Below are 22,904 nucleotides of genomic sequence, written 5' to 3' on the forward strand. Positions count from 1 at the left end.
ATTGCTGCAACTTTGCTGTCTGTGCGCTCTTGATTGCGGGAAATTGTGGTTTTCCGTAGCATTGCGTATCACCGAATTCTTAACTTTTCTACGACGATGAAAAAATTTAGCGGCTTCACCCTGATTGAAATGCTCGTTGTCATCGCTATTCTGGCGATTCTGGCGGCGCTGGCCTTCCCTACCTATCTGTATAAAATCATTCAGAGCCAGATAGCAGCAGCCTTACCGCTGGCTCAAATTGCACAGCGACCGGTTGAACTGGCTTGGCTGGCCGGGAATGCCATTCCTATCGATAATGCCAGCGCCGGTCTGCCAGCGGCCGATAAGATCGTCAATAATTATGTCTCGTCAGTGAGTGTAGACAATGGCGTGGTCAGCCTGACTTTCGGTAATCACGCCAACGGCGCTATCCGCGGAAAAATTTTGTCGTGGCGCCCAGCCATGGTCGACCATACCCACCAAGTGCCGGTGACCTGGGTCTGTGCAGCGGCTGCGGCACCGGCGAATATGCAGATACAAGGCACGGACCACACCAGCTTGCCAGTCGCGTATCTACCGCCTATCTGTCGCGCTCCAAACAAATAATCAGCCGCCGTGGCCGGTGTATTCACGCTGCTGCGCTCAGTTCAGATGGTGGGCGCAATCCGCGGCAAGAGCAAGCGAAACTCAGTACCAGCACCCAACTGGCTATGTAATTCAATTATTCCACCGATCACGCCGGTGACCAAATTATAGGCAATATTCATACCTAAACCAGAGCCACCTCGACCGAGCTTGGTGGTGAAAAACGGGTCAAATACTTTTTCCTGGTCACTCGCACTGATACCATTGCCATCATCAGAAAAAATGATTTCCACTTGTTCGTCTGACAGCAATCGACTGCGCAAATGCATGACCCCGACCGCCCTGCCATCGAAGGCGTGGACCAAGGCGTTAGTCATGAAATTGGTGATGATCTGGCCGAGCGGCCCAGGATAGCTATCCATCGCAATACCGACGGCTAAATCGGTGGTGAGCGAAAACGGCCCTTTTTTATACATAGGCGACAGGGTCGCGATGACTTCATCGAGCACCACTGCCAGATCAAACTGGCGCCGCTGACTGCTGGCCTGATCGACCGCTACTTGTTTGAAACTGCCGATGAGTTCGCGCGCGATGCCTAAATTGCGCATCAATAAGGCGGCGCCTTGGCGGCTGCTGTCGAGGTAACGCTCCAAGCTGGCGCGTTTGATTTGCCCACTTTCCAGCAGTTGAGAAAATTCACGGGTTTTATCTTCTAATGTGCTCGCTACCGTGACACTATTCCCGAGCGGCGTATTGAGTTCATGCGCGACACCAGCCACCAAGGAACCCAATGCCGCCATTTTTTCGGAACGAATCAACTCTTGCTGGGTGAGGCGCAAACGCTTCATGGCAGCGGCCAGCTCACTGTTAGCCTGCTCCAGATTACTGGTACGCTGAAGTACACGTTGTTCGAGTTGCGCGGTCATTTCACGAATTTCTTGTTCTACTTGTATTTGTCGCGTGACATCGAGCAGCGAAAAAATACCGACCGCCTTGCGGTTCATTTCCAGCAAGCGGGCTGACAGTTGGCAAATCAGGATAGCACCGTCTTTATTTCGAATCTGTACTTCAATTTGATCAACACTGCCGCCGCCGGCCAAGATCGACAGCAGCGCTGCCGGCTGGGCTGGGCTGCACCAGAATTCGGCCTCTGCGGCCGCTGCAGCCGAAGGCGCGCGACCGATCGAGCCGAATTGTTTAAGCCAGACATCATTGACTTCGGTAATTTTCCGACTGTCGAGATCAATCAAGCCCAGCGGTATAGGGGAGAATTGGAACAGACTCGAATACTTACTTTCATTTTCACGCAGTTGGCGCTCGGCCAGTACACGCGCATCTTCGGCCGCGATATCAGCATCAATGCTATGCGACGACAGCAACATATAACCTTGGTCTTCGAGGCCGAAGCGCGAACCCGACAGCACACACTGTACGACCGAGCCATCTTTGCGACGAAATGCCACCTGCATATTGCGCACTTCACCGTCGGCCATGATTTTCGCGATCAGATCACTACGCTGCTGTGGATTCACCCACAGATTCAAGTCGGCCGAACTAAGTCCGATCACTTCCTCGCGACTGTAACCGAGTAAAGGTGCCCAATTGCGGTTGACATCGACGTAGATACCACCTTCCAGCCGAGTGATGGTTAAGGTGTCGGGCACGAGCTGAAAGACGGTCGATAAGAGTTTTTCGCGCAATTGCAGCTCGCCTTCGATTTTCTGCCGCTGTAATTCGGTGTCGCGCAATACCGTCACATCTTGAATCACGTTGATCACATACGTTTCGCCGCCAGTTTGAAAGCGCGCGGCTGACAGTGAAACATGAAATTCATGCCCATTTCTATGTCTGAAGCTGGCCTGAAAATCATGCAGCTCGCCATCCTGTTTCAGCTTGTCGACCATTTGCTGGCGACGTTTTGGGTCTATCCAAAAATCGAAATCTGCCGGCACACGCCCGAGCGACTCGGCGCGCGTATAGCCGGTGATATGCTCCCAGTGACGATTGACTTCGATGTAGACGCCATCACTTTCACGACAGATCAAGAGCACATCCGGCACCACTTGAAAAACTTTTTCAAACATGGCCTGACGTTCTTTGGTCAGTTGTTCGGCATCTTGCCGCTCGCGCCCCTGGTCTTGCAATGCCTGCTGGGCAGCGGTCAAGCGCGAATGAATGCCAGCGGCACCGGCGAGCAGACTGAGAAAGGCGATGCTGACTTCCAGCAGCGCGCGTGCACCACTGCTGTGCGCTGACAGCCGACTCAGCTGCGGCACAAAAATTTGTAAACCGGGCAACAATAACAGCAAGGACTCGAGCGCCAAGACAGTGGCGAACACCTGATAATGCAGCATCTGCTTGCTTTGGTCGCGCCACAAAGACCCGGCACAAGCCGCCATCAGCACACCGGCGTACAGATAAGCAGGCAGCAATTGCGCGCTCTGTGGGCGGGCGACAAAACTCAGCGTCAGCAAACTCAGTACCGCGACCGAAAACGCCAGCATGAGGCGTGGCAGATGCAGCGAGCGCTCCTGCTGCAAGCGCAGACTGACCCAGAGCAAGCTGGCAAAGACCGAAAACAGCACGCTGCCAAGCAAGCTGGGCCAAGCCCAAGCCGCCACCAACTGCGGCCACAACTGGCACAGTGCCAGCGTGCCGAACGCCGCACTCCAGTAGCGATTCGAACGACTAGGCATGCTTTGTCGGCTGACGTACATGAACAGCACCATGGTCAATAAGGGCACCAACACCACTACCAAGCTGTCGGTCGAGCAATCACACTGCGGCATACCTCTCCTAACTTCTCCGGAGTTCCGGAACGCGTTGATGCTGTAAAGAAAAAACATCTTGAATACTACGCTTCCTCACGCCGAGCGCGATGAAAATTTGAAACAGCTTGAACAGTTGATGCAGTTGACGCAATAAAACCAGAGAAACCCGTGCTGAGCGCTTGATTAAGCCCACCGCTTCACATAAGATAAACAAAAAATACTGACTATTCGCATCAAGGGGCCACTGATGGAACAAAGACACAGCAGATCTCCCGGTTTAGTATGTGACAACAGCTTTTTCAGCGCGGGCAGTTATGCCTTTGGCCGCGACTGCGGCGACACACCAGCGAGGCTGCGCTGCGCCGTGTTTTGCGACCATCCTGAGGCGCAGCTTGACGGTGCTGACGATGACATCAATTTTTTGGAAGAAGAGTGTGCCGATTCGACCTTGAAAGTCGAGCTGCACCCTTGGAAAATCCTCATTACAGACGATGACCTGACGGTGCATGAAACCACCCTGCTGGCATTGGGCGGCGTGCGCATTCACGGTCGACCACTGGCTTTCCTGCATGCTTATTCCGCCGCGGAAGCCAAACATGTGATCATAGAGAACCCCGATCTGGCGCTGATTTTGCTCGATGTCGTGATGGAAACCGTCGATGCAGGTCTGCAGCTGGTGCAAGTCATCCGCAAGGAACTGGGCTTACACCAGTTGCGCATCGTTTTGCGTACCGGTCAACCCGGCTACGCCCCCGCGAGTGAAGTTGGTCATCAGTTTGCCATCGACGGTTACACCACCAAATCGCAACTCACGCGCGCCATGCTGATTTCTGTGCTCAGCGACACGCTTGATGATGCCGCTGTTCCGGGTTTGCCGAATTAAGGCCTTTACTGCGCATCCGCCTGATTGGCCGGCGCGGCGCGCACGAAAGCTGGATGGGCCAAACACGCTTGATTGATACGCATCAAACCCGGTATGCCAGAAAAATCACAGTTAAACCGCTCGGCATTGGCAATTTGCGGAATCAAGAAGCAATCGGCCAAACCAGGCTGCTCGCCGAAACAATAGGTGCTGGTGCTGCCCTGTTGTTGTAATTTTTGTTCCAGTATCAATAAGCCAGTTTCACACCAGTGCCGATACCAAGCATTTTTTTGCTCTTCGCTCACGCCCAAGCTATGGCTTAAATAGCGCAGCACCCGTAAATTATTGAGCGGATGAATTTCGCAGGCAATCGACAGTGCAAAACTACGCACCGCCGCTCTGGCTGCGGGATCGGCCGGTAATAAGGCCGGACTCGGATAGACTTCGTCCAGATATTCGAGAATCGCCAGCGATTGCGTCAACAGTAACTCGTCACCGTCGTGGGTATCGATCAAGGTTGGAACCAAGGCTTCCGGATTGAGCGCCCGATACGCTGCGCTAAGTTGTTCACCGCCGTTTTTCACGAGATGCACCGCCAGTTGCTGGTAATCGAGCCCCTTGAGATTGAGCGCGATGCGCACGCGATATGAGGCCGAGCTGCGGAAATAACTGTAGAGTTTCATGCTGCTTCCTTCCTTATTACTCATTGGTGAAACTGGAAAATCAAACCAGTTCGACGGTGAGCGTAGCTAATCCATCGACCTGTGCCGTGAGCAGATCACCGCGTACAACCGATGCCACACCGGCCGGGGTACCAGTGAAAATCAGATCGCCGGCTTGCAACTGGTAGAGCTGCGAGAGTTCGACGATGATTTCGGCGACTTGCCAGATCATTTGATCGAGTCGGCCGCGCTGACGCTCGATGCCGTTGACCTGCAGGTCGAGACTGCCGCTAGTGAGAAAGTCAGCGCTAAGGTCGGTGCAGCGAGTGAGCGCACCGATCGGTGCCGAATGGTCGAAACCTTTAGCAGTACACCACGGCCGGCCACCCTGCTTGGCCTGCGCCTGCAAGTCGCGCCGCGTCATGTCGAGCCCGACCGCATAGCCCCAGATATGGCTGGCAGCGTCGGCTAATGTGATATGACTGCCACCGCTGGACAAGGCCACCACCAATTCCACTTCGTGGTGTAACTCCTTGGTACGGCTTGGATAAGGCATGCAGCCACGCGCGCCGGCGGCCACCGGCAGCACGGCATCGGCCGGCTTACTAAAGAAGAATGGTGCCTCGCGTCCGCTATCGCCCATTTCTTTGGCATGCTCGGCATAATTTCGTCCAACGCAATAAATTCGGTGAACCGGAAAGTAATCGGCACTGCCGACAACCGGAATAGCCGGCACGGCGGCTGGGGCAAAGACAAAGTTCATAAGATTTCCTGAATTTCAATAATGAGGATACTGCAACAAATTCCGACAACACCGATATAATCGACCTTCACCCTAAGGATACTATGACGACCATCACCTGCCTGCACCCGAAATACCTGATTCCTATTCTGCCACGTGGCAGCGTACTGACAGAACATGCGCTGGTCATGCAGGATCAGAACATCCTCGCGATTCTGCCGCAAGCCCAAGCACGTCAACAGTATCCGCAAGCCAGCCACATCGAACTCAGTGAGCACGCCCTGCTTCCAGGCTTGATCAACCTGCATGCCCACTCGGCGATGAGCTTATTGCGCGGACTGGCGAACGATCTCGGCCTGATGGAGTGGCTCAATGAGCATATCTGGCCAGCCGAAAAAACCCATGTCAACGATGCCTTCGTGTTCGATGGCAGCACGTATGCGATGGCTGAAATGATACGTGGTGGTACCACCACAGTCAACGACATGTATTTTCATAATGACGCGGTAGCGCGCGCCGGGCTGCATGCCGGTATGCGCACTATCGTCGGTTGCAGCATTCTCGAATTCCCCACTGGCTACGCCGACAACGCCGATGGCTATATTGAGAAGGCCCTGTCGGCCAGAAGCGCCTTCGCCGGCCAAGATGGGGTGGACTTCCGGCTGGCACCGCATGCGCCGTACACGGTAGCCGACGACACCTTCCGTAAAATCATCGCCCTGTCGAACCAATATCAGATGGGGATACACTGCCATATCCATGAAACGGCCGAAGAAATCAGCGGCAGCCTGAAACAATACGGGGTACGTCCGCTCAAGCGCCTGCATGGTCTGGGTTTGCTCAATGAGAAACTGATCGCCGCCCACATGGTGCATGCCGATGATGAAGAAATCGTGCTGTTGTCCCAGTTGGGCGTGCATGTCGCGCATAATCCGGTGAGTAACCTCAAGCTGGCTTCGGGTTTCGCACGCATTCATGCCATGCAAACTGCCGGCGTCAATGTCGGCATCGGTACCGACGGTGCGGCCAGCAATAATAAGCTCGATTTGCTGGGCGATTTACGCATCGGTGCCTTGTTAGCCAAAGCAGAGTCAGGCAATCCGACCGCGCTCAACGCTGCTGCAGCACTGGAAATGGCGACGCTGGGCGGGGCCCGCGCGCTCGGTTTGGCACACCGTATCGGTAGCCTCGAGAGCGGCAAGGCAGCCGATCTGATCGCAGTCGACTTATCGGCGCTGGAAACCCAGCCTTTGTTCGATCCGATCTCGCAGTTGGTGTATGCGGCCGGCCGCGAGCAAGTCAGCCATGTTTGGGTGAATGGGGTATGCTTAATGCAGCAACGCCAACTGACGCGTTTGGATCAGGCCGCACTGCTCGATAAAGCGCAATGGTGGCAACAACGTATCAGTGCCAGCATGACGCAGTAAGCCGATGCGGCCGTGCCGGCGCAAGCATTGTTCAGCCGACCAAACCGGCGGCGATATTGATGGAAAAACCGAGCACGGCCACATTGAAGAAAAAACTCAGCACCGACTGCGCCAGCACGGTCTTGCGCGCGCTGCGCGAAGTCACCAAGACATCGGAAGTCTGGGCGGCGACGCCGATGGTAAAAGAAAAATATAAAAAATCCCAGAAATCAGGCTGCGCCTCGTCATCAGGAAAGCGCAGCGCACGCTGCCGTTCCGGCGATTGATAAAATAGAACCGCATAATGAAAACAAAAAATCACCCCCAGCAAAGCCCAGGACCCAAGTACAGTGGCACCGGCAAACAGGTATTTGAGCGCTCTCAAATCGGCCGCGAGTTCACGCGTACCGGCTAATTCAAGTACGATGGCACCGATACTGATGATGGCCGACAGCGAGAGCACCACCAACACCATGACAGCACTGCGATCTTCACGCAGGGCCATCGCCTTGACATGGTGATGATTCGCGCGACTCATTAAAAACCCCATCAAGCACAAATACGACCAAACCCCGACATTCCAACTGAGCAAAGCACGGCTGGCCCAACTCCAGTGCTGTGGTAGAAAAAACAGACTGCAGAGGGCGAACAAGAAAGTGCCGACCAAGCGTGGGCGACGCAGAAAGAATTTTTTTGAGGGTGACATGGTATCGGTAAGAAAAAAGACAAAGTAGTATATTCTCAGATATAGTCGCAGCAGTAACAATACTTGCATAGGCAGTACCAGGAGCCATCAATGAGCACGCACAGTCAGTATTTACCTTTATCCAAAGTCAAGGCCGGCATGGTTCTGGCCGACGACTTGCTCGATAAAAGGGGGCATGTGCTGCTACCAGCCGGGCTTAGCTTAAGCGAGGCGACGCTGCATGCCATCGCCGCGCATGATATTCATCAATTACATGTCGAATCAAGTCCGATGTCCAGCGCTGACAGCGCTGCGCTGCAAGCGCACCAACTGGCCCGAATCGATCTGATTTTCCGCCAACATCCCTATACCTACCCGAATTCAGAATTGGAGCGACTGTTACGCTTGTATCGCAGCGGAGTGCCGTCATGATTACCCTGCCTCAGACAGAAATGCCGATCACGATCGAGTACCTGATCACGCATATCAAAGACTTACCAACGCTGCCGCAAGTAGCGATGGAATTGTTGAGCGACTTGGATAATGAAGATAGCAGCCTCGATTTCATCAACGAAAAAATCGCGATGGACCAATCGCTGACGGCGAAAGTGCTGCGGCTGGCAAATTCATCACACTTTGGTGCCAATTCTCGGGTCGTGACGATACAGCAAGCGACGACCTTGCTGGGAATTAAGCATATAAAAAATGTGATACGCATGAGCTTGCTCACCAATAGCCTGCCGCCGCCGGAATGCGCGGGCTTCGACTTTGTTGCGTTCTGGCGACATAGCATCGCCACCGCCACCTGTGCCGAACTGATTTCACGGGCATTGCACATGAAGCATGACTTCGCATTTACTGCCGGCTTGCTGCACGATATAGGCAGACTGGTGCTGGCGACCTATTGCCCGCTCGATTATGCGCAAACCTTGCTGTACCGCAATGAGCATGATTGCACCCTGCTGACTGCCGAGCATGCCATCATGCAAACCGATCATGTCGAGATAGGTCTTGCGTTGGCGAAACACTGGAAATTCGCCGAGGCACTGCAGGAAGCGATCAGCGGCCACCACCGTCCCGATGCCGCGGGCGTTCATTCGCTGGCTGCCATCGTTCATGTTGCCAATGCCATCGTTCATGCGCTGGATCTGGACGAAGAAGAAAATGAACTTGCCCCCTTGCTGTCTGGCCATGCTTGGGATACGCTGGGTCTGAGTGACACCGATTATCTGCATATTTTTCGTGAAACAGAGATGCGGTTTCAAGCTTTAAATCAAATTTTCATTTAATTACCTTTATTGCACATGTATTTGGACAAAACAATTTTGGAACAACTGATGGTTTTTAGCACTGCCACATATCGACTCGAAGACATTCATTTGTTTCGCGATATCACGGTAGAAAATTTGCGCTCCATCCGTGCGACCATCGCCCACTGCCCTATTGTCAAGGCCAGAAATGGACAAGTCGTTCTCGATGCCAACAGTTCCGGTTCGCGTCTGTACATCGTGCTCAGCGGTGCACTGGGCATTACCCGCCTCAATGAAGATAATAATCACATTGAAAATTCGATCACGCAATATTTGCCCGGCGAGTGCGTTGGCGAAATTTCGGTACTCGATGAAGAAATCCATTCCGCCACGATTTCTGCCTTGGTCGACAGCGATTTGCTGGTGCTCGAGGCAGAAATTTTGTGGCGGCTAATCGATGAATCGAATGGTGTGGCGCGCAATTTATTGCAATTACTTTCCTTTCGTATTCGCGCCGCCAATGCGCAAATCCGCAGCCGCCAAAAAGTCGGTGAATTTTATCGCCAATTATCTATGGTCGATGGCCTCACCGGCTTACATAACCGCGCCTGGCTCAATAGTCAATTACCGACCCTGGTCGAGCAATCGCAATCGAGTAAACACCCTTTGAGCATCATCTTGGTCGATCTTGATCACTTTAAGAAATTCAATGATGAATTCGGCCATTTGCTCGGTGATGATGCACTGCAAACTGCTGCCAAAGTGTTGAATGCCGGTTTACGACCTACTGATTTTGCCGCGCGTTACGGTGGCGAAGAAATGATGGTGATTCTGCCGTCCACCAGCGCCAAAGCTGCGCTCGGTGTGGCGCAGCGTTTATGCACACGCTTAGCCAAAACCAAGGTGTTTGCCGACAATAGAAAAGCCTTGCCGCACATCACAGGTTCCTTCGGTGTCGCCACCCTGCTTGATGAGCAAAGCACCAGCGATTTCATCAATGCGGCTGATCAGGCGCTGTACCGTGCGAAAGAACAGGGCCGTAACCGCGTCGCGGTGTAGTGAGGCGTTACGCAAGCACAGACAAAAAAAAAGGGTTCTCGCGAACCCTTTTTTTATTTCACTTCAGAAAAATCAGAAGCTATAACCTACACCAGCTGTCAACACGACAGGACGGAAATCAATCGTGGTTTTGCGAGCAATGCTACCGGTGGTGGCCGTCATATCGCTTTTGACCTGCGCTGTTGCCAGCGAAGCAACGAACGACCAACGGTCAGCAAACTTGTAGCTGAAGCCAACTTGCGCTGCAGCACCCCAAGAACTGGTCAGATCGATTTTAGTCGGGCCACCTGTTGCCAAATTGCCACTAGTAGTTGAGTTGGCATCAAAAAACTGTGTGTAATTCAAGCCGAGACCGACGAAAGGACGAAACTTGCTGGTCGGATCAAAGAAGTTATAGTTGATGAAAGCGGTCGGTGCACGTTGCTTCACCTGCGCCGTCACACCATACACTTCCAGGTTACCGCGGCCATAAACATTATGCTTAGGTGGCAAACCCATGACGATATCGAGATCGAAATGATCATTTAATTTGCGGGTATAAGCCAACAATAAAGTAGTCGCATTGCCGACATTGAGACCGGCCGGTTGTGGCGTCAAAAAAGCCGGGCCATTGCTGCTCAGATCAGCCGACTTCGAATGGATGTCGAGATTGATCAGACCAACACGCAAAGTGTTTTCTTGTGCCGCTACCGAAGCGCAGGCCAGTACCAGCATGGCACCGGCAACAGATTGGAATTTATTCATGTTAACGATTCCTTAGTGTGAGCTTGCCAGAACTTGCAGGAAGAAGCCACGTGCGGCCGCATTGCAGAACGGTGCAACCAAGCTGCCATGATAGACGCCGGCAACTGCTGCGACCGGATCTTGATTCGCTGTGACAGCCGCGCTGATCACGGCATTTTTTGCCGTCTTAAAACCAACTTTTGCCGCAGCATAAGGATCGGATACGCCGAGGATGGCGGAATCCACGTCGAGTACTTGCAGACCAGCCGTTGCGGCAACTGGGTAACCCATAGGGTAGCCGTGGTTGACGAAGAAGGCAGCGGTGGCAGTGGTGCTTTTGAAAAACACGGTAGGATCGCTGGAACCGCCACACATCATGACCGGTACGGTTGGCACATAGGTACGCAAGTCATTTTGCAAGGCACGAGCACGGACTTGGGTAGCTGGAGTACAAGCAACTTGCAACGATGGTTCAGCGCTGCTATTACACGGATTTTGTACCGCATCGCCAAGGAAGGCCGCGCGATAGCTCGATTTAATCAAATTGCCTGTGCCAAAGAAGCTAGCAAAGCCCGGGGTAACTGGTCCGGAATTCGCGGCAAACATATGCGTAGCAGGCAAGACACCGGCCGTAAACACATCAGTAATCGATGGGTAATTGCCAGGCAAAACAGTTTCTATCGTTGCGGCATACGGATCTTCGTAAATTTCACTGGCGCTGCCATACAGGTTGGCATACGACTTCTGCCAGCTGGTGGTAATCAATGGCAAGAAAACCGTGCCACCGGCATTCGGCGCACCGGCAAAAATTGCGTCGGCTAACAAAGACATCGCATACGGACCAGATTGACCCGCCATGGCAGTGACGGTAAATTCGGAGGCGTAATTTTTTTGCATCTCGCGCTGTGTCGCCATGGCGACGAAACCACCTTGCGAATAACCGGTAATGAATAATTTACCGGAATCTTGCACGCTGATATTCGGAAAGGCTTGACGCGCTGCACGCAAGGAATCGATGACATCGTTCGCTTGCTGAGTAGCATTCAGGAATGGGTGGTAAGGCAAAGGCGAGACATCGTAACCGGCATAGTTCGATGCGACAACGATGAAGCCTTGCGCTGCATACATAGCGGCAACCAGACTGGCTTCGGAATTATCGCGCAGATTAGCCATGTTGAATGCTTTGTTTGCGGTCGTACCATGGGCGTAGATCAGTACCGGGCGCGGGCCGCTGCAAGCAGCATCGGTACCAGACGGTACCATGATCGCGCCAGTCGAACTGGTGGTTTCACCGGCACCGCCGACGGTGGCATATTTCATGTAGTAAGTCGAGATCGCGCACTTCGGCACGCCCGTTACTTGTGTAATACCCGGCTGACCAGCTTCAAGCATGGCGGCAAACGCAGTCGGTGACAATTGTGGAACTGCCGGACCGCTGGCTTGCGGAATCGGAACCAGATTCGGTGGATTCGCCGCCAGAGTGCCGCGCGCAGTGGAAACGCTGACCACTGGACCCGGGGTACCGCTGCCGCCGCAAGCCGTTAAAGCGGCACTTGCGAGCAAACCCAGCGTGAGATGATATTGACGCATGTTGTCTCCTGTATTAAGAATATTTTTGTCAAGTTGCAGAACTGTGGGTACCCAAAAAAAAGAAAGGCACGAGCGTTCTAAAAACTTACAAGTAGTATCGCACCCACAAACATTGCTGAATAGTTATATATACAATTCTAGAGTAAACCTTCTTAAAAAAACTTTCACTAAGTGAACCTGAGACAGGCGCGGGACGGCCGAAGCTGCCAAACCAAGAAATTGTAGTGAAAAATTAAATAACCGCCGATTTAACGAAATTTTAATTGCGTATAAATATATATTCTGGCCACACTGCAGGTATGAAGATATTGCTTTTAAGAAATTCATTGAATCATAGCATCCGCCAGAGCTATCGAACTGCGCTGCTCCCTTTTTTTCGACGTTGTTTTCTGAGGTAAGGTATGAAACCGTATTTATCTGGCTGCTTGCTGTTACTGAGTCTGGGGCTCAGCGTTGGCAATCTGCACGCGCAAACCAATGGCGCTAAGTTGGCAAAAATCTTACACAGCAAAGAATTGCGCGTCTGTATATGGCCTGATTACTACGGCATTAGCTTTCGCAATCCCAAGAGCAAGAGTTTATCGGGCTTGGACATCGACATCTCGGCCGCGCTCGCACAAGAGCTCGGCGTCACACTGCGCTATGTCGATAGTTCATTCCCGCAACTGATCGACAAACTGCTCAATGACGAGTGCGACATCGCCATGCATGCCGTCGGCGTGACGCCGGCGCGGGCGGCCAAACTGCAGTTCACGCAAGCCTACTTGCGCAGCGATATGTATGCAGTTATCTCAAAAAACAGCAATGCGGTACAAAACTGGGATGATCTCGACAAACCGGGCCGGATTATTGCCGTGCAAAACGGCACGGTGATGGTCGCGGTGATGCAAGCAAAAATCAAACAAGCAAAATTACTGCTGGTCAGTGCCCCCATGACGCGTGAGCAGGAAGTCGAATCGGGTCGTGCCGACGCCTTCATGACCGACTACCCCTACAGCCGACGCGTGCTGGCAAGCACCGACTGGGCGCGCATCATCGCCCCACCCCGCCCCTACAATTTGACGGATTATGCGTATGCGATCGCTCCGGGCGATCCAATTTTCCTGGCGCGGCTAAACCGTTTCGTCGCCGAGATCAAGAAAAATGGCCGACTGGCGGCCTTCGCCAGCAAGCACCAACTCGATGCCATCGCCCTTTCACAATAAACAGCACAATATGGCACCGACCCGGCATTTCATGCTCCGCTTGAAAAAATTCCCCATCTGGATCGCTCTCGGGCTCTTGTTTTGCGCCTTCATTTTGCTGGTCACTCAATTGTTGCTCAAGCGTGATCAGGCACTGACTTTACAAGCGAATAATACACAAGGCGAATTACTGGCAAAAATGCTGGAAAGCCACCTCACCCGCACCCTGTCTTCGATTGATAATTCGCTCAATGTGATCGCTGGCCTGCTCAATAACCAAGCTGGCGAGCAATCACTGGAAGATATTCAGATTCGCCAGATTCTCGAAGCCACGGCCAGCAATTCGACCTATTTACGGTCAATTTCTCTACTCGACCAAAATGGTCGCGTGCTGGCCAGCTCGATTCCCGGCGAAACCGGCCGCCATATCGAACTGGCCGAACTCGGCTTGGGCAGCGTGTTGAGCACGACCTTGGAGGCGGGACAGCCGGTCTTCCTGCGCGACATCAATGAGCTCGATCGGGCCGGCAAGATCGTCGCGCAGACCGGCAGCGCTAGCCATTGCCTGCCGTTTGCCAAGCAAGTCCGTATCCGTCAACGCGAATTCGTCATGCTCGCAATCGTCAACCCTCAGTATCTACTCAATGATTTCAGCGGCATGTTGGGCCCGGGCGTGAATTTCGCCACGATATTCGATTACAAAGGCAAAGTCTTGAGCACGACGCTGAATGAACAATTCGAACTCGGCAAGAGCTATCCCTCAATGGAAGTGTTTACCGCACTGCGCAATGAGCAAGAGTTTGGAACGCTGCACCTGAGTCAGGCCGACAGCTACTTTAACAGCAACACCTATGTGATCAATTTCCGCACACCGCGGCGCTACCCAGTAGTTGCTATCACAGCCATGTCGGAAAGCTACGCGCTCGCGCTGTGGGCAGACCAATCGCGCAAGCTGAAATGGACCGGCATCGCACTGGCCTTGTTTGTGTTGCTGTGCTCGCTGTTACTGCATTGGTTAATGCGTACGCGTGATCAATTTGAAGCGGCACTGGAGCGCGCCAAAATCAACGCGGAACAAGCGAATCAAGCCAAGAGTGTCTTTATCTCTACGATGAGCCATGAAATTCGCACGCCGATGAATGGCGTCATTGGTATGACCACGCTACTGATGGATACGGCACTCGATGAGCAGCAAAGGGAATTTATCAAAATCATCGATGAATCGACCCAAGCCCTGATGGCCATCATCAACGACATTCTCGATTTCTCCAAAATTGAAGCCGGCAAGATGCACATCGACATCAGCGACTGCCATTTACTGAGCGTGGTTGAAGCGAGCGTGGAAATTTTGGCCGACCGCGCGCGGCGTAAGCAATTGCGTGTGATCAGTCTGATCGACCCGAATTTGCCGGCGCTGATTTGCACCGATGGCGGGCGCTTGCGCCAAATCTTACTCAATTTAATAGGTAACGCGATCAAATTCACCCAAGCGGGAGAAGTGCTGATCGAAGTCTGCGCCACAGACCGCCCCGGTAAGCCCGCCATGTTACGCTTCGACATCCACGACACCGGCATCGGCATCGCGGCCGAGGTGTTGCCATCTTTATTCTCGCCGTTCATGCAAGCCGACAGTTCGATCACACGTCGCTTCGGCGGTACCGGTCTGGGTTTATCGATTTGTAAACGGTTGGTCGAATTGATGCAGGGTGAAATCGGGGTGAGCAGCAACAACAGCGGCTCGCACTTTTGGTTTGAACTGCCATTGCTGGTGAGCCAACGTTCGGCGCAGTCAGAAACACGCCGCTTGGCACAGCCCTACCCCGTCTTCGTCTTGACTGGCAGCGTGAATTTATCGCGCATGCTGGTCAGCTACCTACGCTCCTTTGGTGCCGTCCCTGTGCTGCTCAACAGTGCGAACGATCTCATCAGCGCACTGGCAGCCCATCCGGAAATTCGGATGGGCATCATTGAAGATCAAGCGCTGCATGGTGCCGGTGCCCGCATCAGCAGCTATTTACGCACGCACCAGCCGGCTTTCGCTTGCGTATTGCTATCCGATGCCAATGAAAGCAATCACGATCAGCTCGTCTTCGCGGCGCAATTGCGCACCCCGCTGCGGCACGGCAGCTTATTCGATGCCTGTGCATTACTTGGCCACAGCCTGGACCGCGTCACGCCCGCGCTGCCGCACAGCAACTTCGCAGAGCAAAGCGATCTGCCTGAGCCAGCACTGGCGCTCAGCGTGGCAGTACTGCCGCAGACAAAAATCTTAATCGTGGAAGACAATTTGATCAACCAGAAAGTCGCCGTCAACATCGTGGAAAAACTTGGCTACGCGACCGGGCTGGCCAATAACGGCCGCCAAGGCCTTACCATGTTTGCAACAGGAGACTATGCGCTGATACTGATGGATTGCCATATGCCGGAAATGGATGGCTTCGAAGCGACGCGCCAGATTCGCGCGGCCGAACGCGCGCGCGGCGGCCATATTCCTATCATCGCCCTGACCGCCAATGCCATGGCAGAAGAAAAACCGACTTGTCTGGCCGCCGGCATGGATGATTATTTGTCCAAGCCTATCAACCGCGCTGATTTAGCGGCCATGTTGACGCTGTATCTGTCGACTGGCAGCCATGCCGCAACGCTTGCCATTCAGCAATCATCACAATGGACTTCCATACAACGCCGTTTGCATGATATGTTCGGGGCCGACCAAACCGCGCAAAGCGAAATTCTGGCGCTGTTTATGAGCACCATGCAGCCAATTTTGCCGGCACTTGCCAGCGCCATTGAGGCGCGCGATTATCGTGGCATCACGGCGCTCGCGCATCAAATTCATGGCATGAGCGCCAATCTTGGCATCGACGCGCTGAGCCAGCTCAGTATCGATTTGGAACAAGCCGGTATGCGCCGTGATGTGCCGCTGTTAAACGCTTTACATCCACGCTTAGGTATCGCCCTCATTGATTTCGAGGCGGCACTTCAAGCCTTTGTACCGGCAACAAATTGAAGCAAGCGCGGATTGAAATCGGCACGAGCCGCCGCTCAGCGCGGGCGGCTCAGTCGCGCATCAAGACTGAAACGCCCGGGGCCGGACAAGACTAAAACGAGCAGACACAGACCCCAGTAAAAATGGTCATTGATCGCTGCCGGACATTCAAACATCCACAATTGCGGATAAGAAATAACCGCCATGGCATTGACCATGAACAAGCCCAACGCAGCCGGACGTGAAAACAAGCCGACTGCCAACAGCAGCGGGAAAAATAATTCTCCGCCAGCGCCCATGAGCGCAGCCAATTCCGGCGGCAAAACCGGCACTACGTATTCTTCGCGGAACAAGGACAAGGTAGACTGCCAATCGGCAATTTTAATCAATCCGGCCTTAAAAAATTGCCAAGCGATATAAAGCCGCAAAAACAGGCTCAACAGACTCATCCCCCAGTTTTGCAGCAATTGATCGCAGCGTAAAGACTGGGCATGCAGGCGGAAAAAATAGTTCATAGGTACTTTCAGAAAATTAATCTCGCAGAGCGGACAGCGTCGCTATGAGAACATGAGCATCGAAGTACATCAGTCGAAACGAAAAAGCTTAACTTACAGGCAAAGGAAAACTATTTGATTCGACTCAAGCGACTTGCATCTCAGTCTGTGAACCGCACACTGGTAAATGCCGCGCTATCAAACCACTGACGCACGGCCGCGCCGACATCGGCTGCCGCTTCGTGCTCCAGCAACACTTCCAAGGCTGCCGCGACGCTGTGACCGGCAAACAAGGCTTGGAGCGCCCGGTAGTGCGCCAAATCCAGCGCGATCACGCCGGCGCGCCAGTCGGTCCTGGTTACCAAGCCATAACAAGCTTGCATCAGCGTGCCGGCCTCGAGCGTGCGCGTGCCGGCTCCTTGATGCGCCTGCCACACCGAGATGGCAGCGCTGGCACTGTGGTGTAAGCTGGCGGCCGGATGCGGCAGCAAGCGCGCGCTATCCAAAGCGCTGCCGGCTACAACTGCTTGGGCAAGGCAGTCTGTCAGACTCAGAGTGGGGCTGTTTTCGGCATAGTAAGCGCACTGCAGTTGCCACTCAAGCGTGGCAACATCGGCAAAATAAGGATAATCGCTGGCATGCGCACGCAAAAACTGCGGCAGAGCAAGACCAAATTCATGCAAGTCACCCGATTGTGAAGGAAAACTGTGGGCATACGCGCGCGCCATGCCGGAAAAAAATTCTGCGCCGCCAAGTTGCTCCACGACCGGGTAGGCATGGCGCAAAGCCGCGAGCTGTACGGCATGTTGATTGCCGCGATAGAAAGCAAAGCGTTCATCCAGCATAGGCGTAGCGAGCAAGGAATCAGGCCAGCCCTTCGGTGCCGCCAAGGCGGCGGCAAATTGACTCTGCAAGCTGGCCAAAGAGTTCATGTTACGCGCTTTCGTGTCAAGTCTTGGCATTGCGCCGCCTTAGCCGCCTCTTCCACTAACACGGAAAGAGCAGGAATTTCGGTATCCCATTCGATCAACACAGGGATGTCGCTACCAAGCAAGTGACAAGCACTGGAAAACAACTGCCACACGGCTGGTGCCACTCGGCTACCATGGTCATCGACCAAGCAATGGCCAACATCGAGATGGCCAGCTAAATGAATTTCGCCAACTGTTCCGGCTGGCATGCTCGCCAGCAACTGCAAAGCAGTCAGGGCATCTTCACGATGATTGACCTGATTGACATAGAGATTATTTACATCAAGCAAAATGCCGCAACCGGTGCGCTGTACCAGGCGGCATAAAAATTCGGTTTCCGACATCTGATCTTGAGCAAAGCGCACATAGGTCGAGACATTTTCAATCAAGACTTGGCGTTGCAACAGAGTTTGCATCGCATCGACCCGCTGACACACCAAGTCCAAGCTTTCGCTCATCAATGGCAGTGGCAACAAATCATTAAGATGCCGCCCGGCTAGGGCTCCCCAGCATAAATGCTCGGAAATCAAGGCCGGTTCGACTTGCTCAGCGAGTCGCTTAAGGCGCGTCAGGTGAGCGGCATCGTAGCCGTGCACCGAACCCAGCCCCAAACCAACACCGTGTAAGCTGAGCGGATAATCGCGGCGTAACTGTTCGAGCATAAACAAATCGATGCCACCGGCACCGAAGTAATTTTCCGAATGCACTTCCAGCCAGTCCACTGCCACCGAGCCGGCAGAAAATTCACGGTAATGCTGCGCGCGCAAGCCTATCCCTACTCCCAAGGCGAGGGCAGATGGAGGCAAGGCGCGCGCCGACATCAATGAAACTTAGGCTGGGGCTTTGGCTGCTTCAACTTTGCCGCCCATTTTTTCACAAGTACCGGCTGGTACTTTTTTCCATTCTGCCGCGTCATTGTCTTTTTTACCTTGGCCAGCACAAGAATGGCTACCGGTCTTGGTCGCGCAATCATTTTGACCAGCTTTGGCAATACCGAAGCATTTTTCCGTTTTAGCCGGTTCTGCGGCCATGGCCATCGATGTTGCTGCCAAACTAACGAGTGCTGCGGCGATCAGGGCTTTATTGTTCATTGTGCTCTCCAAAATAGATCCGGCCTGGCCGGATGCTCGACTGTTACCAAGCCATAATAGGGCCCGGTGCGGGTAATTTCTCATCAAAACAGGGCATTAACACCTGGCCAACGAGAAACAAATGATAAATTACCTCAAATAGTCGTAGCACGCGCAACAAACTTACAGGCATTCGAAAAAATAATTTAATCTGCGCAAATTTTGCCTCAAGGATATTTTAGGATTCGGCCCAAGGCCGCGCCACTGGTGTATGCTTCGGCTGTTTTGAATTTTCAATAGGAAACATGATGCAAAAACTCAGCTTCAGCCTGGAAGGCGAATTCGTTGAATTAAATCAGCTCTTGAAACTGGTCGGCCTGTGCGAAAGCGGTGGCGCGGGCAAGATGATTGTCGCCAGCGGCGATGTCAAAGTTGACGGGCAACAAGAGACGCGCAAAACTGCCAAAATCCGCGCCGGCCAAGTGGTGCAGATCGGCGACATCCGCATCAGCGTCGTCGCCGTCTGAACGGCCGACCTCCGGCGTTCAGGCTGTTTGCTCTAAGCCAACCATGAAGCGGGCCAGCATGTTATCCATGGTGTCGACATGGTGTTCGAACCAATGTGGCAACTCTTCCGCCAGCCGTGGCCCAAGCTCCTCATCACCGGCCGCCACGCGCGCGCGCACTTCGCTCATCAATTCGAGTACCGCCGTATGCTCACGTTGATGGCAGCCGGCCGGTGGAAAGTCATGCGCCACCATCCACTGATCTTCCTGGGCAAAATGGATCACACTGTGGGCGATCAGCGCATCGAGCCGCGTCAGATAGCTGGCCGGGTCATCTGACAACAACGCCGCGCACAGGCTGACAAATTCTTCATGGGTAGCATCCATGGGCTGGTAATGCAGACTCAGTCGCTCGGACCAGCCCCAGATAGGCGTGCTCATCATCAATTCCTCTCACAAATAACAGGCTGAGATTATGGCTGATCAGCACAAAATTTGCTTGAGGAAAATCATGGATTCTGTTCTGGAAAGCGCGTAGGGTAGCGGTATTTGGTGTGTTCGGCGAGGAATCGAGGTCAGCGGGAAGCATCCTATCGGTTTCCGCGCTTAATAAGCTATATCATTTCAGCATGCTTTTGAGACTATCGCATATGACGTGATGGTCGGCTGAGGTAATGATCCGGACTGAAAACCCTTTTGCTACACTCTATGAAGAAAGCGCATCGACTCGTTCAGCATTACGGCTAGCACTTCAACAATTTAAAGCTAATCTGATACCGATAAAAACTCACATTCGGTGCGACTGAAAGTGCGCGGCGAATACGTGCATCATCATCAAACGCAATAATGGCACCTTTGACAATCTGATTCACCTCGGCCAGCTCCTCCTGAACAAAACCCATATAGCGCAACACCTGTCCGACCACCGCGTCGCTGGCACGGCCCTTCTTGAGCTCCACCACCAGCAAAGATTGTTTATCCTTACTAATGGCTAATATATCCATCGGCCCGGTATCGGAAGCATATTGCTGTCCAACCCGCTCGCCATCTTCTTCATAAATATCGTACGACCGACCCAGTTCAGTTTGCGCCCAGTTTTGCACCAGAAAATCCTCGAGATGCTTCTCGAGTGCAAACGCACCAGGGTCTTCCGCACCGCTGAGCACTTGCTGTATGCTGACCACTCCGCCGATCAATTGTTCAAGCTCGTCACGGTAACGCGTCACCTCACTAACCGTACCGATCGAGCCGGCTGATTTACGCAATGCATCACTCATTGCACTGCGTTCGATACGAGTATTGAACCAGACCACCGGCCGCCGGTGCGGCAGGATCTCGTCGGGTGCATAGATATAACCGCCACTGACCTCACCGATTCGATATGCGCCACTCCCATCAGGGCACAGCACAATATCGCCGCTACTTATGCCCTTCGCTACCGTCCACAAAAAACCGCAAGCCAGCCCGGCACCGATCCGAGTTTTACCAGGATGCGCCGCCAAAAAAACTGGAATAAAATGCTTATTGAATTCACGCCACTCTTCGCTCAGCGAATCATGCAAATTCTGCCTGACATCAAAATCAACGCCGATGAAATTGCCGGCAAAACAGCGTTCGGCATACATACTTTGTTTGCCCAGCATAAGGCGATAATAATTTTTCATTTTTCTCTCAATGCCATGAAAAATGCCATTGATAATGCGATTCACATCATCAATGGCACTAAAATTTACAATGAAATCAGTCGCTCAGCAGAAAAACTCACTCCATTTCGTTATGCTTCGGTTCAGTGCGCTCAATCACGCTCCAATGGCCACAAGCGTGCAGTGTGAACCAAGGCCAACACCCATACTGTTTCGTCGCTGATTTCGTAGACCAAACGATAGCTTTCATGCGCTATCACCTCGCGGGTTCCCGGTATTTTCCCTGCTCGCCCCAGTTGAGGGTGATGGACCAATCGGGCCGCCACATCGCTGAACAGTTCATCCATACGGGCGGCCGCGCGCGGATTGTCGGCTGAGATATAGTCCCAGATATCGTCACGATCAAGCAGTGCTTCAGGCGTCCAAACCAGCCTCATACTCAAGCATTCACGGCCGCACGGCGAGCAGAAAATATGGCTTCAACTTCATCATTGGAGTGAGCAACGCCAGCGTGCATTGAGGAGCGAGCAGCAGCTACTTTGCGCGCGAGAAATTCATCGTATTTACGCACTTCGCGCTGACGTTGAACGAATTCGCGCATCAACTCACACACGACTTGAGGCGCGGAGCGGTGTATCGCCTGTGCTTCCTGCATGAAATCAGCACGCAGCTCGGGCTCAAGCTTCATCGTAAAAATGGCTTCTTTGGACATAGTACCAGCCTATTAAAATGGATGAAGGAAGTATATACGTTCTCAGTAACAGCGGCAACTTTGCGGTTCTGATGCTGGTTGCCGCCCAGAACAGTGAGAAAAAATTCCGGCCAAGGCAACACTTTTAGCCAAAATCGGACTAGGCGCCTGAGCTACCTACGAGAACGATGGGACGGCGCTATACAATCAAGCCGTAGTATTGATATTGCGCCCCAAGTGGGCCGGCAGATTCGAGACTGGGTTGGTGGAAGGGATGGCGTCGATCAAGGCCGTTGCGGTCTCGGTGGCCATATCATTGGCTTTTTTCAAAACAGCGATACTGACAGCTTGGCTGGTACCGACTTCCGCCAGCGTGCTTGCTACGTTAGCAATTCCTGTGATATCCATGACAATTCTCCTGATCCATCTGTTTCGTTAACGGCAGGAAAACAGGACTTCTTTAGCCCGGTTGTGATAATTTTTTTAAATTTCCACTTTGCAGTGCAGCAAGCAGCCAAGCCAGCACTTGTTCAGGCTGATTCAAATTTAGCCAGACCAAGCCGGCCGGCAAATCATCGGGCCGGGCATCATCGGAGGCGACAGCCAGAATGTGCTGATCAGAACGGAAAATCTGCGGCTTGCCAAGCACAGAGCGATAAACTTCGAGTTTCGGCATGACTTCCCATTTGTAGCCCTCTACCAGTATCAGGTCGGCATCTTGCATACGCGGTAATAGTTCTGCCAAGCTGGGCTCGGCTTGCTGGCGTAATTCATGGGCAATCACGTAACGGTAGGGCGACACCAACATCACTTCCACCGCCCCAGCGGCGCGCAGGCGGGCGCTGTCTTTGTGCGGCGGCTCGATGTGGATATCGTGATGACTGTGTTTGACCACATTGACACTGATCGCCTTGGCACATAATTGCGCCACAAGAAACTCCAGCAAGGTGGTCTTGCCGCTGCCCGACCACCCTACTACTCCTAGCAATTGCTGTGGCATGCTGTACCTGAAAGAGAAGAAAGCGCCAGTATACGCATAATT

The 22,904-nt window shown here is 53.2% G+C and carries 25 protein-coding genes; 9 read left to right on the forward strand and 16 right to left on the reverse strand.

The window, feature by feature from the left end; genetic code table 11:
• Nucleotides 1-96: 96 nt before the first annotated feature.
• Entirely contained in the window at nucleotides 97-585 is a 489-nt protein-coding gene (locus RHM61_RS19465) for a pilin (protein WP_322248959.1), read from the forward strand.
• 41 nt (nucleotides 586-626) lie between these two features.
• Here RHM61_RS19465 and RHM61_RS19470 read toward each other — a convergent pair whose 3' ends face one another.
• The gene (locus RHM61_RS19470) at nucleotides 627-3,353 is read right to left on the reverse strand and encodes a PAS domain S-box protein (RefSeq protein WP_322248960.1); all 2,727 of its coding nucleotides are present in this window, start codon (nucleotides 3,351-3,353) and stop codon (nucleotides 627-629) included.
• Between the two features lie 229 nt (nucleotides 3,354-3,582).
• On the opposite strand from RHM61_RS19470, the gene RHM61_RS19475 reads away from it, so the two are divergent.
• Complete coding sequence (locus tag RHM61_RS19475) at nucleotides 3,583-4,218, forward strand: hypothetical protein (protein ID WP_322248961.1); 636 nt, start codon at nucleotides 3,583-3,585, stop codon at nucleotides 4,216-4,218.
• A 5-nt stretch (nucleotides 4,219-4,223) separates the two neighbouring features.
• Here RHM61_RS19475 and maiA read toward each other — a convergent pair whose 3' ends face one another.
• Together maiA and RHM61_RS19485 are read right to left on the reverse strand one after the other, a co-directional pair.
• Nucleotides 4,224-4,880 (reverse strand): maleylacetoacetate isomerase, encoded by a 657-nt coding sequence (gene maiA, locus RHM61_RS19480; RefSeq protein ID WP_322248962.1) that lies wholly within the window; start codon nucleotides 4,878-4,880, stop codon nucleotides 4,224-4,226.
• A 40-nt stretch (nucleotides 4,881-4,920) separates the two neighbouring features.
• Nucleotides 4,921-5,622, reverse strand: a complete 702-nt coding sequence (locus RHM61_RS19485; RefSeq protein ID WP_322248963.1) for a fumarylacetoacetate hydrolase family protein — start codon at nucleotides 5,620-5,622, stop codon at nucleotides 4,921-4,923.
• A gap of 83 nt (nucleotides 5,623-5,705) precedes the next feature.
• Between RHM61_RS19485 and RHM61_RS19490 the strand changes: the two genes are divergently transcribed.
• A complete protein-coding gene (locus tag RHM61_RS19490; protein ID WP_322248964.1) occupies nucleotides 5,706-7,028 on the forward strand; it encodes a TRZ/ATZ family hydrolase in 1,323 nt (440 codons plus the stop codon).
• A 31-nt stretch (nucleotides 7,029-7,059) separates the two neighbouring features.
• Here RHM61_RS19490 and RHM61_RS19495 read toward each other — a convergent pair whose 3' ends face one another.
• Entirely contained in the window at nucleotides 7,060-7,713 is a 654-nt protein-coding gene (locus RHM61_RS19495; protein WP_322248965.1) for a DUF1345 domain-containing protein, read from the reverse strand.
• A 90-nt stretch (nucleotides 7,714-7,803) separates the two neighbouring features.
• Here RHM61_RS19495 and RHM61_RS19500 point away from each other — a divergent pair, with 90 nt between their 5' ends.
• From RHM61_RS19500 to RHM61_RS19510, 3 genes are read left to right on the forward strand one after another with little or no spacing between them, the layout of a single operon-like run.
• Nucleotides 7,804-8,124, forward strand: a complete 321-nt coding sequence (locus RHM61_RS19500; protein WP_322248966.1) for a hypothetical protein — start codon at nucleotides 7,804-7,806, stop codon at nucleotides 8,122-8,124.
• Nucleotides 8,121-8,981, forward strand: coding sequence for an HDOD domain-containing protein (locus tag RHM61_RS19505; RefSeq protein WP_322248967.1), 861 nt, complete (start codon nucleotides 8,121-8,123; stop codon nucleotides 8,979-8,981). The genes RHM61_RS19500 and RHM61_RS19505 overlap by 4 nt, the downstream gene beginning before the upstream one ends.
• Before the next feature lie 48 nt (nucleotides 8,982-9,029).
• Nucleotides 9,030-10,001 carry a GGDEF domain-containing protein gene (locus RHM61_RS19510; protein WP_322248968.1) on the forward strand — a complete coding sequence of 324 codons (972 nt, stop codon included), beginning with the start codon at nucleotides 9,030-9,032 and terminating at the stop codon, nucleotides 9,999-10,001.
• Between the two features lie 72 nt (nucleotides 10,002-10,073).
• On the opposite strand, the gene RHM61_RS19515 is transcribed toward RHM61_RS19510, so the two are convergent.
• Together RHM61_RS19515 and RHM61_RS19520 are read right to left on the reverse strand one after the other, a co-directional pair.
• Nucleotides 10,074-10,745: an OmpW/AlkL family protein gene (locus tag RHM61_RS19515; protein WP_322248969.1), complete on the reverse strand. Its 672-nt coding sequence runs from the start codon at nucleotides 10,743-10,745 to the stop codon at nucleotides 10,074-10,076.
• A 12-nt stretch (nucleotides 10,746-10,757) separates the two neighbouring features.
• Nucleotides 10,758-12,314 (reverse strand): alpha/beta hydrolase, encoded by a 1,557-nt coding sequence (locus tag RHM61_RS19520; RefSeq protein WP_322248970.1) that lies wholly within the window; start codon nucleotides 12,312-12,314, stop codon nucleotides 10,758-10,760.
• A gap of 401 nt (nucleotides 12,315-12,715) precedes the next feature.
• On the opposite strand from RHM61_RS19520, the gene RHM61_RS19525 reads away from it, so the two are divergent.
• Nucleotides 12,716-13,519, forward strand: a complete 804-nt coding sequence (locus tag RHM61_RS19525; RefSeq protein ID WP_322248971.1) for an ABC transporter substrate-binding protein — start codon at nucleotides 12,716-12,718, stop codon at nucleotides 13,517-13,519.
• 31 nt (nucleotides 13,520-13,550) lie between these two features.
• Nucleotides 13,551-16,508 carry a hybrid sensor histidine kinase/response regulator gene (locus RHM61_RS19530; protein WP_322248972.1) on the forward strand — a complete coding sequence of 986 codons (2,958 nt, stop codon included), beginning with the start codon at nucleotides 13,551-13,553 and terminating at the stop codon, nucleotides 16,506-16,508.
• Nucleotides 16,509-16,543: 35 nt separating this feature from the next.
• On the opposite strand, the gene RHM61_RS19535 is transcribed toward RHM61_RS19530, so the two are convergent.
• The 4 genes from RHM61_RS19535 to RHM61_RS19550 form a co-directional block, all read right to left on the reverse strand.
• Nucleotides 16,544-17,002, reverse strand: a complete 459-nt coding sequence (locus RHM61_RS19535; RefSeq protein WP_322248973.1) for a DoxX family protein — start codon at nucleotides 17,000-17,002, stop codon at nucleotides 16,544-16,546.
• 140 nt (nucleotides 17,003-17,142) lie between these two features.
• Nucleotides 17,143-17,913, reverse strand: a complete 771-nt coding sequence (locus RHM61_RS19540; protein WP_322248974.1) for a DNA-binding domain-containing protein — start codon at nucleotides 17,911-17,913, stop codon at nucleotides 17,143-17,145.
• Nucleotides 17,910-18,758, reverse strand: coding sequence for a DUF692 domain-containing protein (locus RHM61_RS19545; RefSeq protein ID WP_322248975.1), 849 nt, complete (start codon nucleotides 18,756-18,758; stop codon nucleotides 17,910-17,912). Before RHM61_RS19545 ends, RHM61_RS19540 begins: the two co-directional genes overlap by 4 nt.
• A 24-nt stretch (nucleotides 18,759-18,782) precedes the next feature.
• The gene (locus RHM61_RS19550) at nucleotides 18,783-19,043 is read right to left on the reverse strand and encodes a DUF2282 domain-containing protein (RefSeq protein WP_322248976.1); all 261 of its coding nucleotides are present in this window, start codon (nucleotides 19,041-19,043) and stop codon (nucleotides 18,783-18,785) included.
• Between the two features lie 287 nt (nucleotides 19,044-19,330).
• Between RHM61_RS19550 and RHM61_RS19555 the strand changes: the two genes are divergently transcribed.
• Nucleotides 19,331-19,549 carry an RNA-binding S4 domain-containing protein gene (locus tag RHM61_RS19555; protein WP_322248977.1) on the forward strand — a complete coding sequence of 73 codons (219 nt, stop codon included), beginning with the start codon at nucleotides 19,331-19,333 and terminating at the stop codon, nucleotides 19,547-19,549.
• A gap of 18 nt (nucleotides 19,550-19,567) precedes the next feature.
• Here the strand turns inward: RHM61_RS19555 and RHM61_RS19560 are convergent, their stop codons facing one another.
• The 6 genes from RHM61_RS19560 to mobB form a co-directional block, all read right to left on the reverse strand.
• A complete protein-coding gene (locus tag RHM61_RS19560) occupies nucleotides 19,568-19,969 on the reverse strand; it encodes a hemerythrin domain-containing protein (protein WP_322248978.1) in 402 nt (133 codons plus the stop codon).
• Nucleotides 19,970-20,271: 302 nt separating this feature from the next.
• On the reverse strand, nucleotides 20,272-21,192 hold the full coding sequence (locus RHM61_RS19565) for an endonuclease NucS domain-containing protein (RefSeq protein WP_322248979.1): 921 nt from the start codon (nucleotides 21,190-21,192) through the stop codon (nucleotides 20,272-20,274).
• Between the two features lie 131 nt (nucleotides 21,193-21,323).
• The gene (locus RHM61_RS19570; RefSeq protein WP_322248980.1) at nucleotides 21,324-21,608 is read right to left on the reverse strand and encodes a type II toxin-antitoxin system RelE/ParE family toxin; all 285 of its coding nucleotides are present in this window, start codon (nucleotides 21,606-21,608) and stop codon (nucleotides 21,324-21,326) included.
• A 2-nt stretch (nucleotides 21,609-21,610) separates the two neighbouring features.
• Complete coding sequence (locus tag RHM61_RS19575; protein WP_322248981.1) at nucleotides 21,611-21,883, reverse strand: antitoxin of toxin-antitoxin stability system; 273 nt, start codon at nucleotides 21,881-21,883, stop codon at nucleotides 21,611-21,613.
• Nucleotides 21,884-22,069: 186 nt separating this feature from the next.
• Nucleotides 22,070-22,270, reverse strand: a complete 201-nt coding sequence (locus RHM61_RS19580; RefSeq protein ID WP_322248982.1) for a YjfB family protein — start codon at nucleotides 22,268-22,270, stop codon at nucleotides 22,070-22,072.
• A gap of 52 nt (nucleotides 22,271-22,322) precedes the next feature.
• A complete protein-coding gene (gene mobB, locus RHM61_RS19585) occupies nucleotides 22,323-22,862 on the reverse strand; it encodes a molybdopterin-guanine dinucleotide biosynthesis protein B (protein ID WP_322248983.1) in 540 nt (179 codons plus the stop codon).
• Nucleotides 22,863-22,904: the final 42 nt, after the last annotated feature.

It is taken from the genome of Undibacterium sp. CCC3.4, assembly GCF_034347425.1.
In the GTDB taxonomy this organism is placed as follows: domain Bacteria; phylum Pseudomonadota; class Gammaproteobacteria; order Burkholderiales; family Burkholderiaceae_D; genus Undibacterium.

Coding starts and splice junctions, on each gene's coding strand:
- RHM61_RS19540 (WP_322248974.1), bottom strand. CDS start 17,913: ATGAACTCTTTGGCCAGCTTGCAGAGTCAATTTGCCGCCGCCTTGGCG.
- RHM61_RS19500 (WP_322248966.1), top strand. CDS start 7,804: ATGAGCACGCACAGTCAGTATTTACCTTTATCCAAAGTCAAGGCCGGC.
- RHM61_RS19555 (WP_322248977.1), top strand. CDS start 19,331: ATGCAAAAACTCAGCTTCAGCCTGGAAGGCGAATTCGTTGAATTAAAT.
- mobB (WP_322248983.1), bottom strand. CDS start 22,862: ATGCCACAGCAATTGCTAGGAGTAGTAGGGTGGTCGGGCAGCGGCAAG.
- RHM61_RS19485 (WP_322248963.1), bottom strand. CDS start 5,622: ATGAACTTTGTCTTTGCCCCAGCCGCCGTGCCGGCTATTCCGGTTGTC.
- RHM61_RS19465 (WP_322248959.1), top strand. CDS start 97: ATGAAAAAATTTAGCGGCTTCACCCTGATTGAAATGCTCGTTGTCATC.
- RHM61_RS19475 (WP_322248961.1), top strand. CDS start 3,583: ATGGAACAAAGACACAGCAGATCTCCCGGTTTAGTATGTGACAACAGC.
- RHM61_RS19495 (WP_322248965.1), bottom strand. CDS start 7,713: ATGTCACCCTCAAAAAAATTCTTTCTGCGTCGCCCACGCTTGGTCGGC.
- RHM61_RS19560 (WP_322248978.1), bottom strand. CDS start 19,969: ATGAGCACGCCTATCTGGGGCTGGTCCGAGCGACTGAGTCTGCATTAC.
- RHM61_RS19565 (WP_322248979.1), bottom strand. CDS start 21,192: ATGAAAAATTATTATCGCCTTATGCTGGGCAAACAAAGTATGTATGCC.
- RHM61_RS19550 (WP_322248976.1), bottom strand. CDS start 19,043: ATGAACAATAAAGCCCTGATCGCCGCAGCACTCGTTAGTTTGGCAGCA.
- maiA (WP_322248962.1), bottom strand. CDS start 4,880: ATGAAACTCTACAGTTATTTCCGCAGCTCGGCCTCATATCGCGTGCGC.
- RHM61_RS19490 (WP_322248964.1), top strand. CDS start 5,706: ATGACGACCATCACCTGCCTGCACCCGAAATACCTGATTCCTATTCTG.
- RHM61_RS19575 (WP_322248981.1), bottom strand. CDS start 21,883: ATGTCCAAAGAAGCCATTTTTACGATGAAGCTTGAGCCCGAGCTGCGT.
- RHM61_RS19525 (WP_322248971.1), top strand. CDS start 12,716: ATGAAACCGTATTTATCTGGCTGCTTGCTGTTACTGAGTCTGGGGCTC.
- RHM61_RS19520 (WP_322248970.1), bottom strand. CDS start 12,314: ATGCGTCAATATCATCTCACGCTGGGTTTGCTCGCAAGTGCCGCTTTA.
- RHM61_RS19580 (WP_322248982.1), bottom strand. CDS start 22,270: ATGGATATCACAGGAATTGCTAACGTAGCAAGCACGCTGGCGGAAGTC.
- RHM61_RS19510 (WP_322248968.1), top strand. CDS start 9,030: ATGGTTTTTAGCACTGCCACATATCGACTCGAAGACATTCATTTGTTT.
- RHM61_RS19505 (WP_322248967.1), top strand. CDS start 8,121: ATGATTACCCTGCCTCAGACAGAAATGCCGATCACGATCGAGTACCTG.
- RHM61_RS19470 (WP_322248960.1), bottom strand. CDS start 3,353: ATGCCGCAGTGTGATTGCTCGACCGACAGCTTGGTAGTGGTGTTGGTG.
- RHM61_RS19530 (WP_322248972.1), top strand. CDS start 13,551: ATGCTCCGCTTGAAAAAATTCCCCATCTGGATCGCTCTCGGGCTCTTG.
- RHM61_RS19515 (WP_322248969.1), bottom strand. CDS start 10,745: ATGAATAAATTCCAATCTGTTGCCGGTGCCATGCTGGTACTGGCCTGC.
- RHM61_RS19535 (WP_322248973.1), bottom strand. CDS start 17,002: ATGAACTATTTTTTCCGCCTGCATGCCCAGTCTTTACGCTGCGATCAA.
- RHM61_RS19570 (WP_322248980.1), bottom strand. CDS start 21,608: ATGAGGCTGGTTTGGACGCCTGAAGCACTGCTTGATCGTGACGATATC.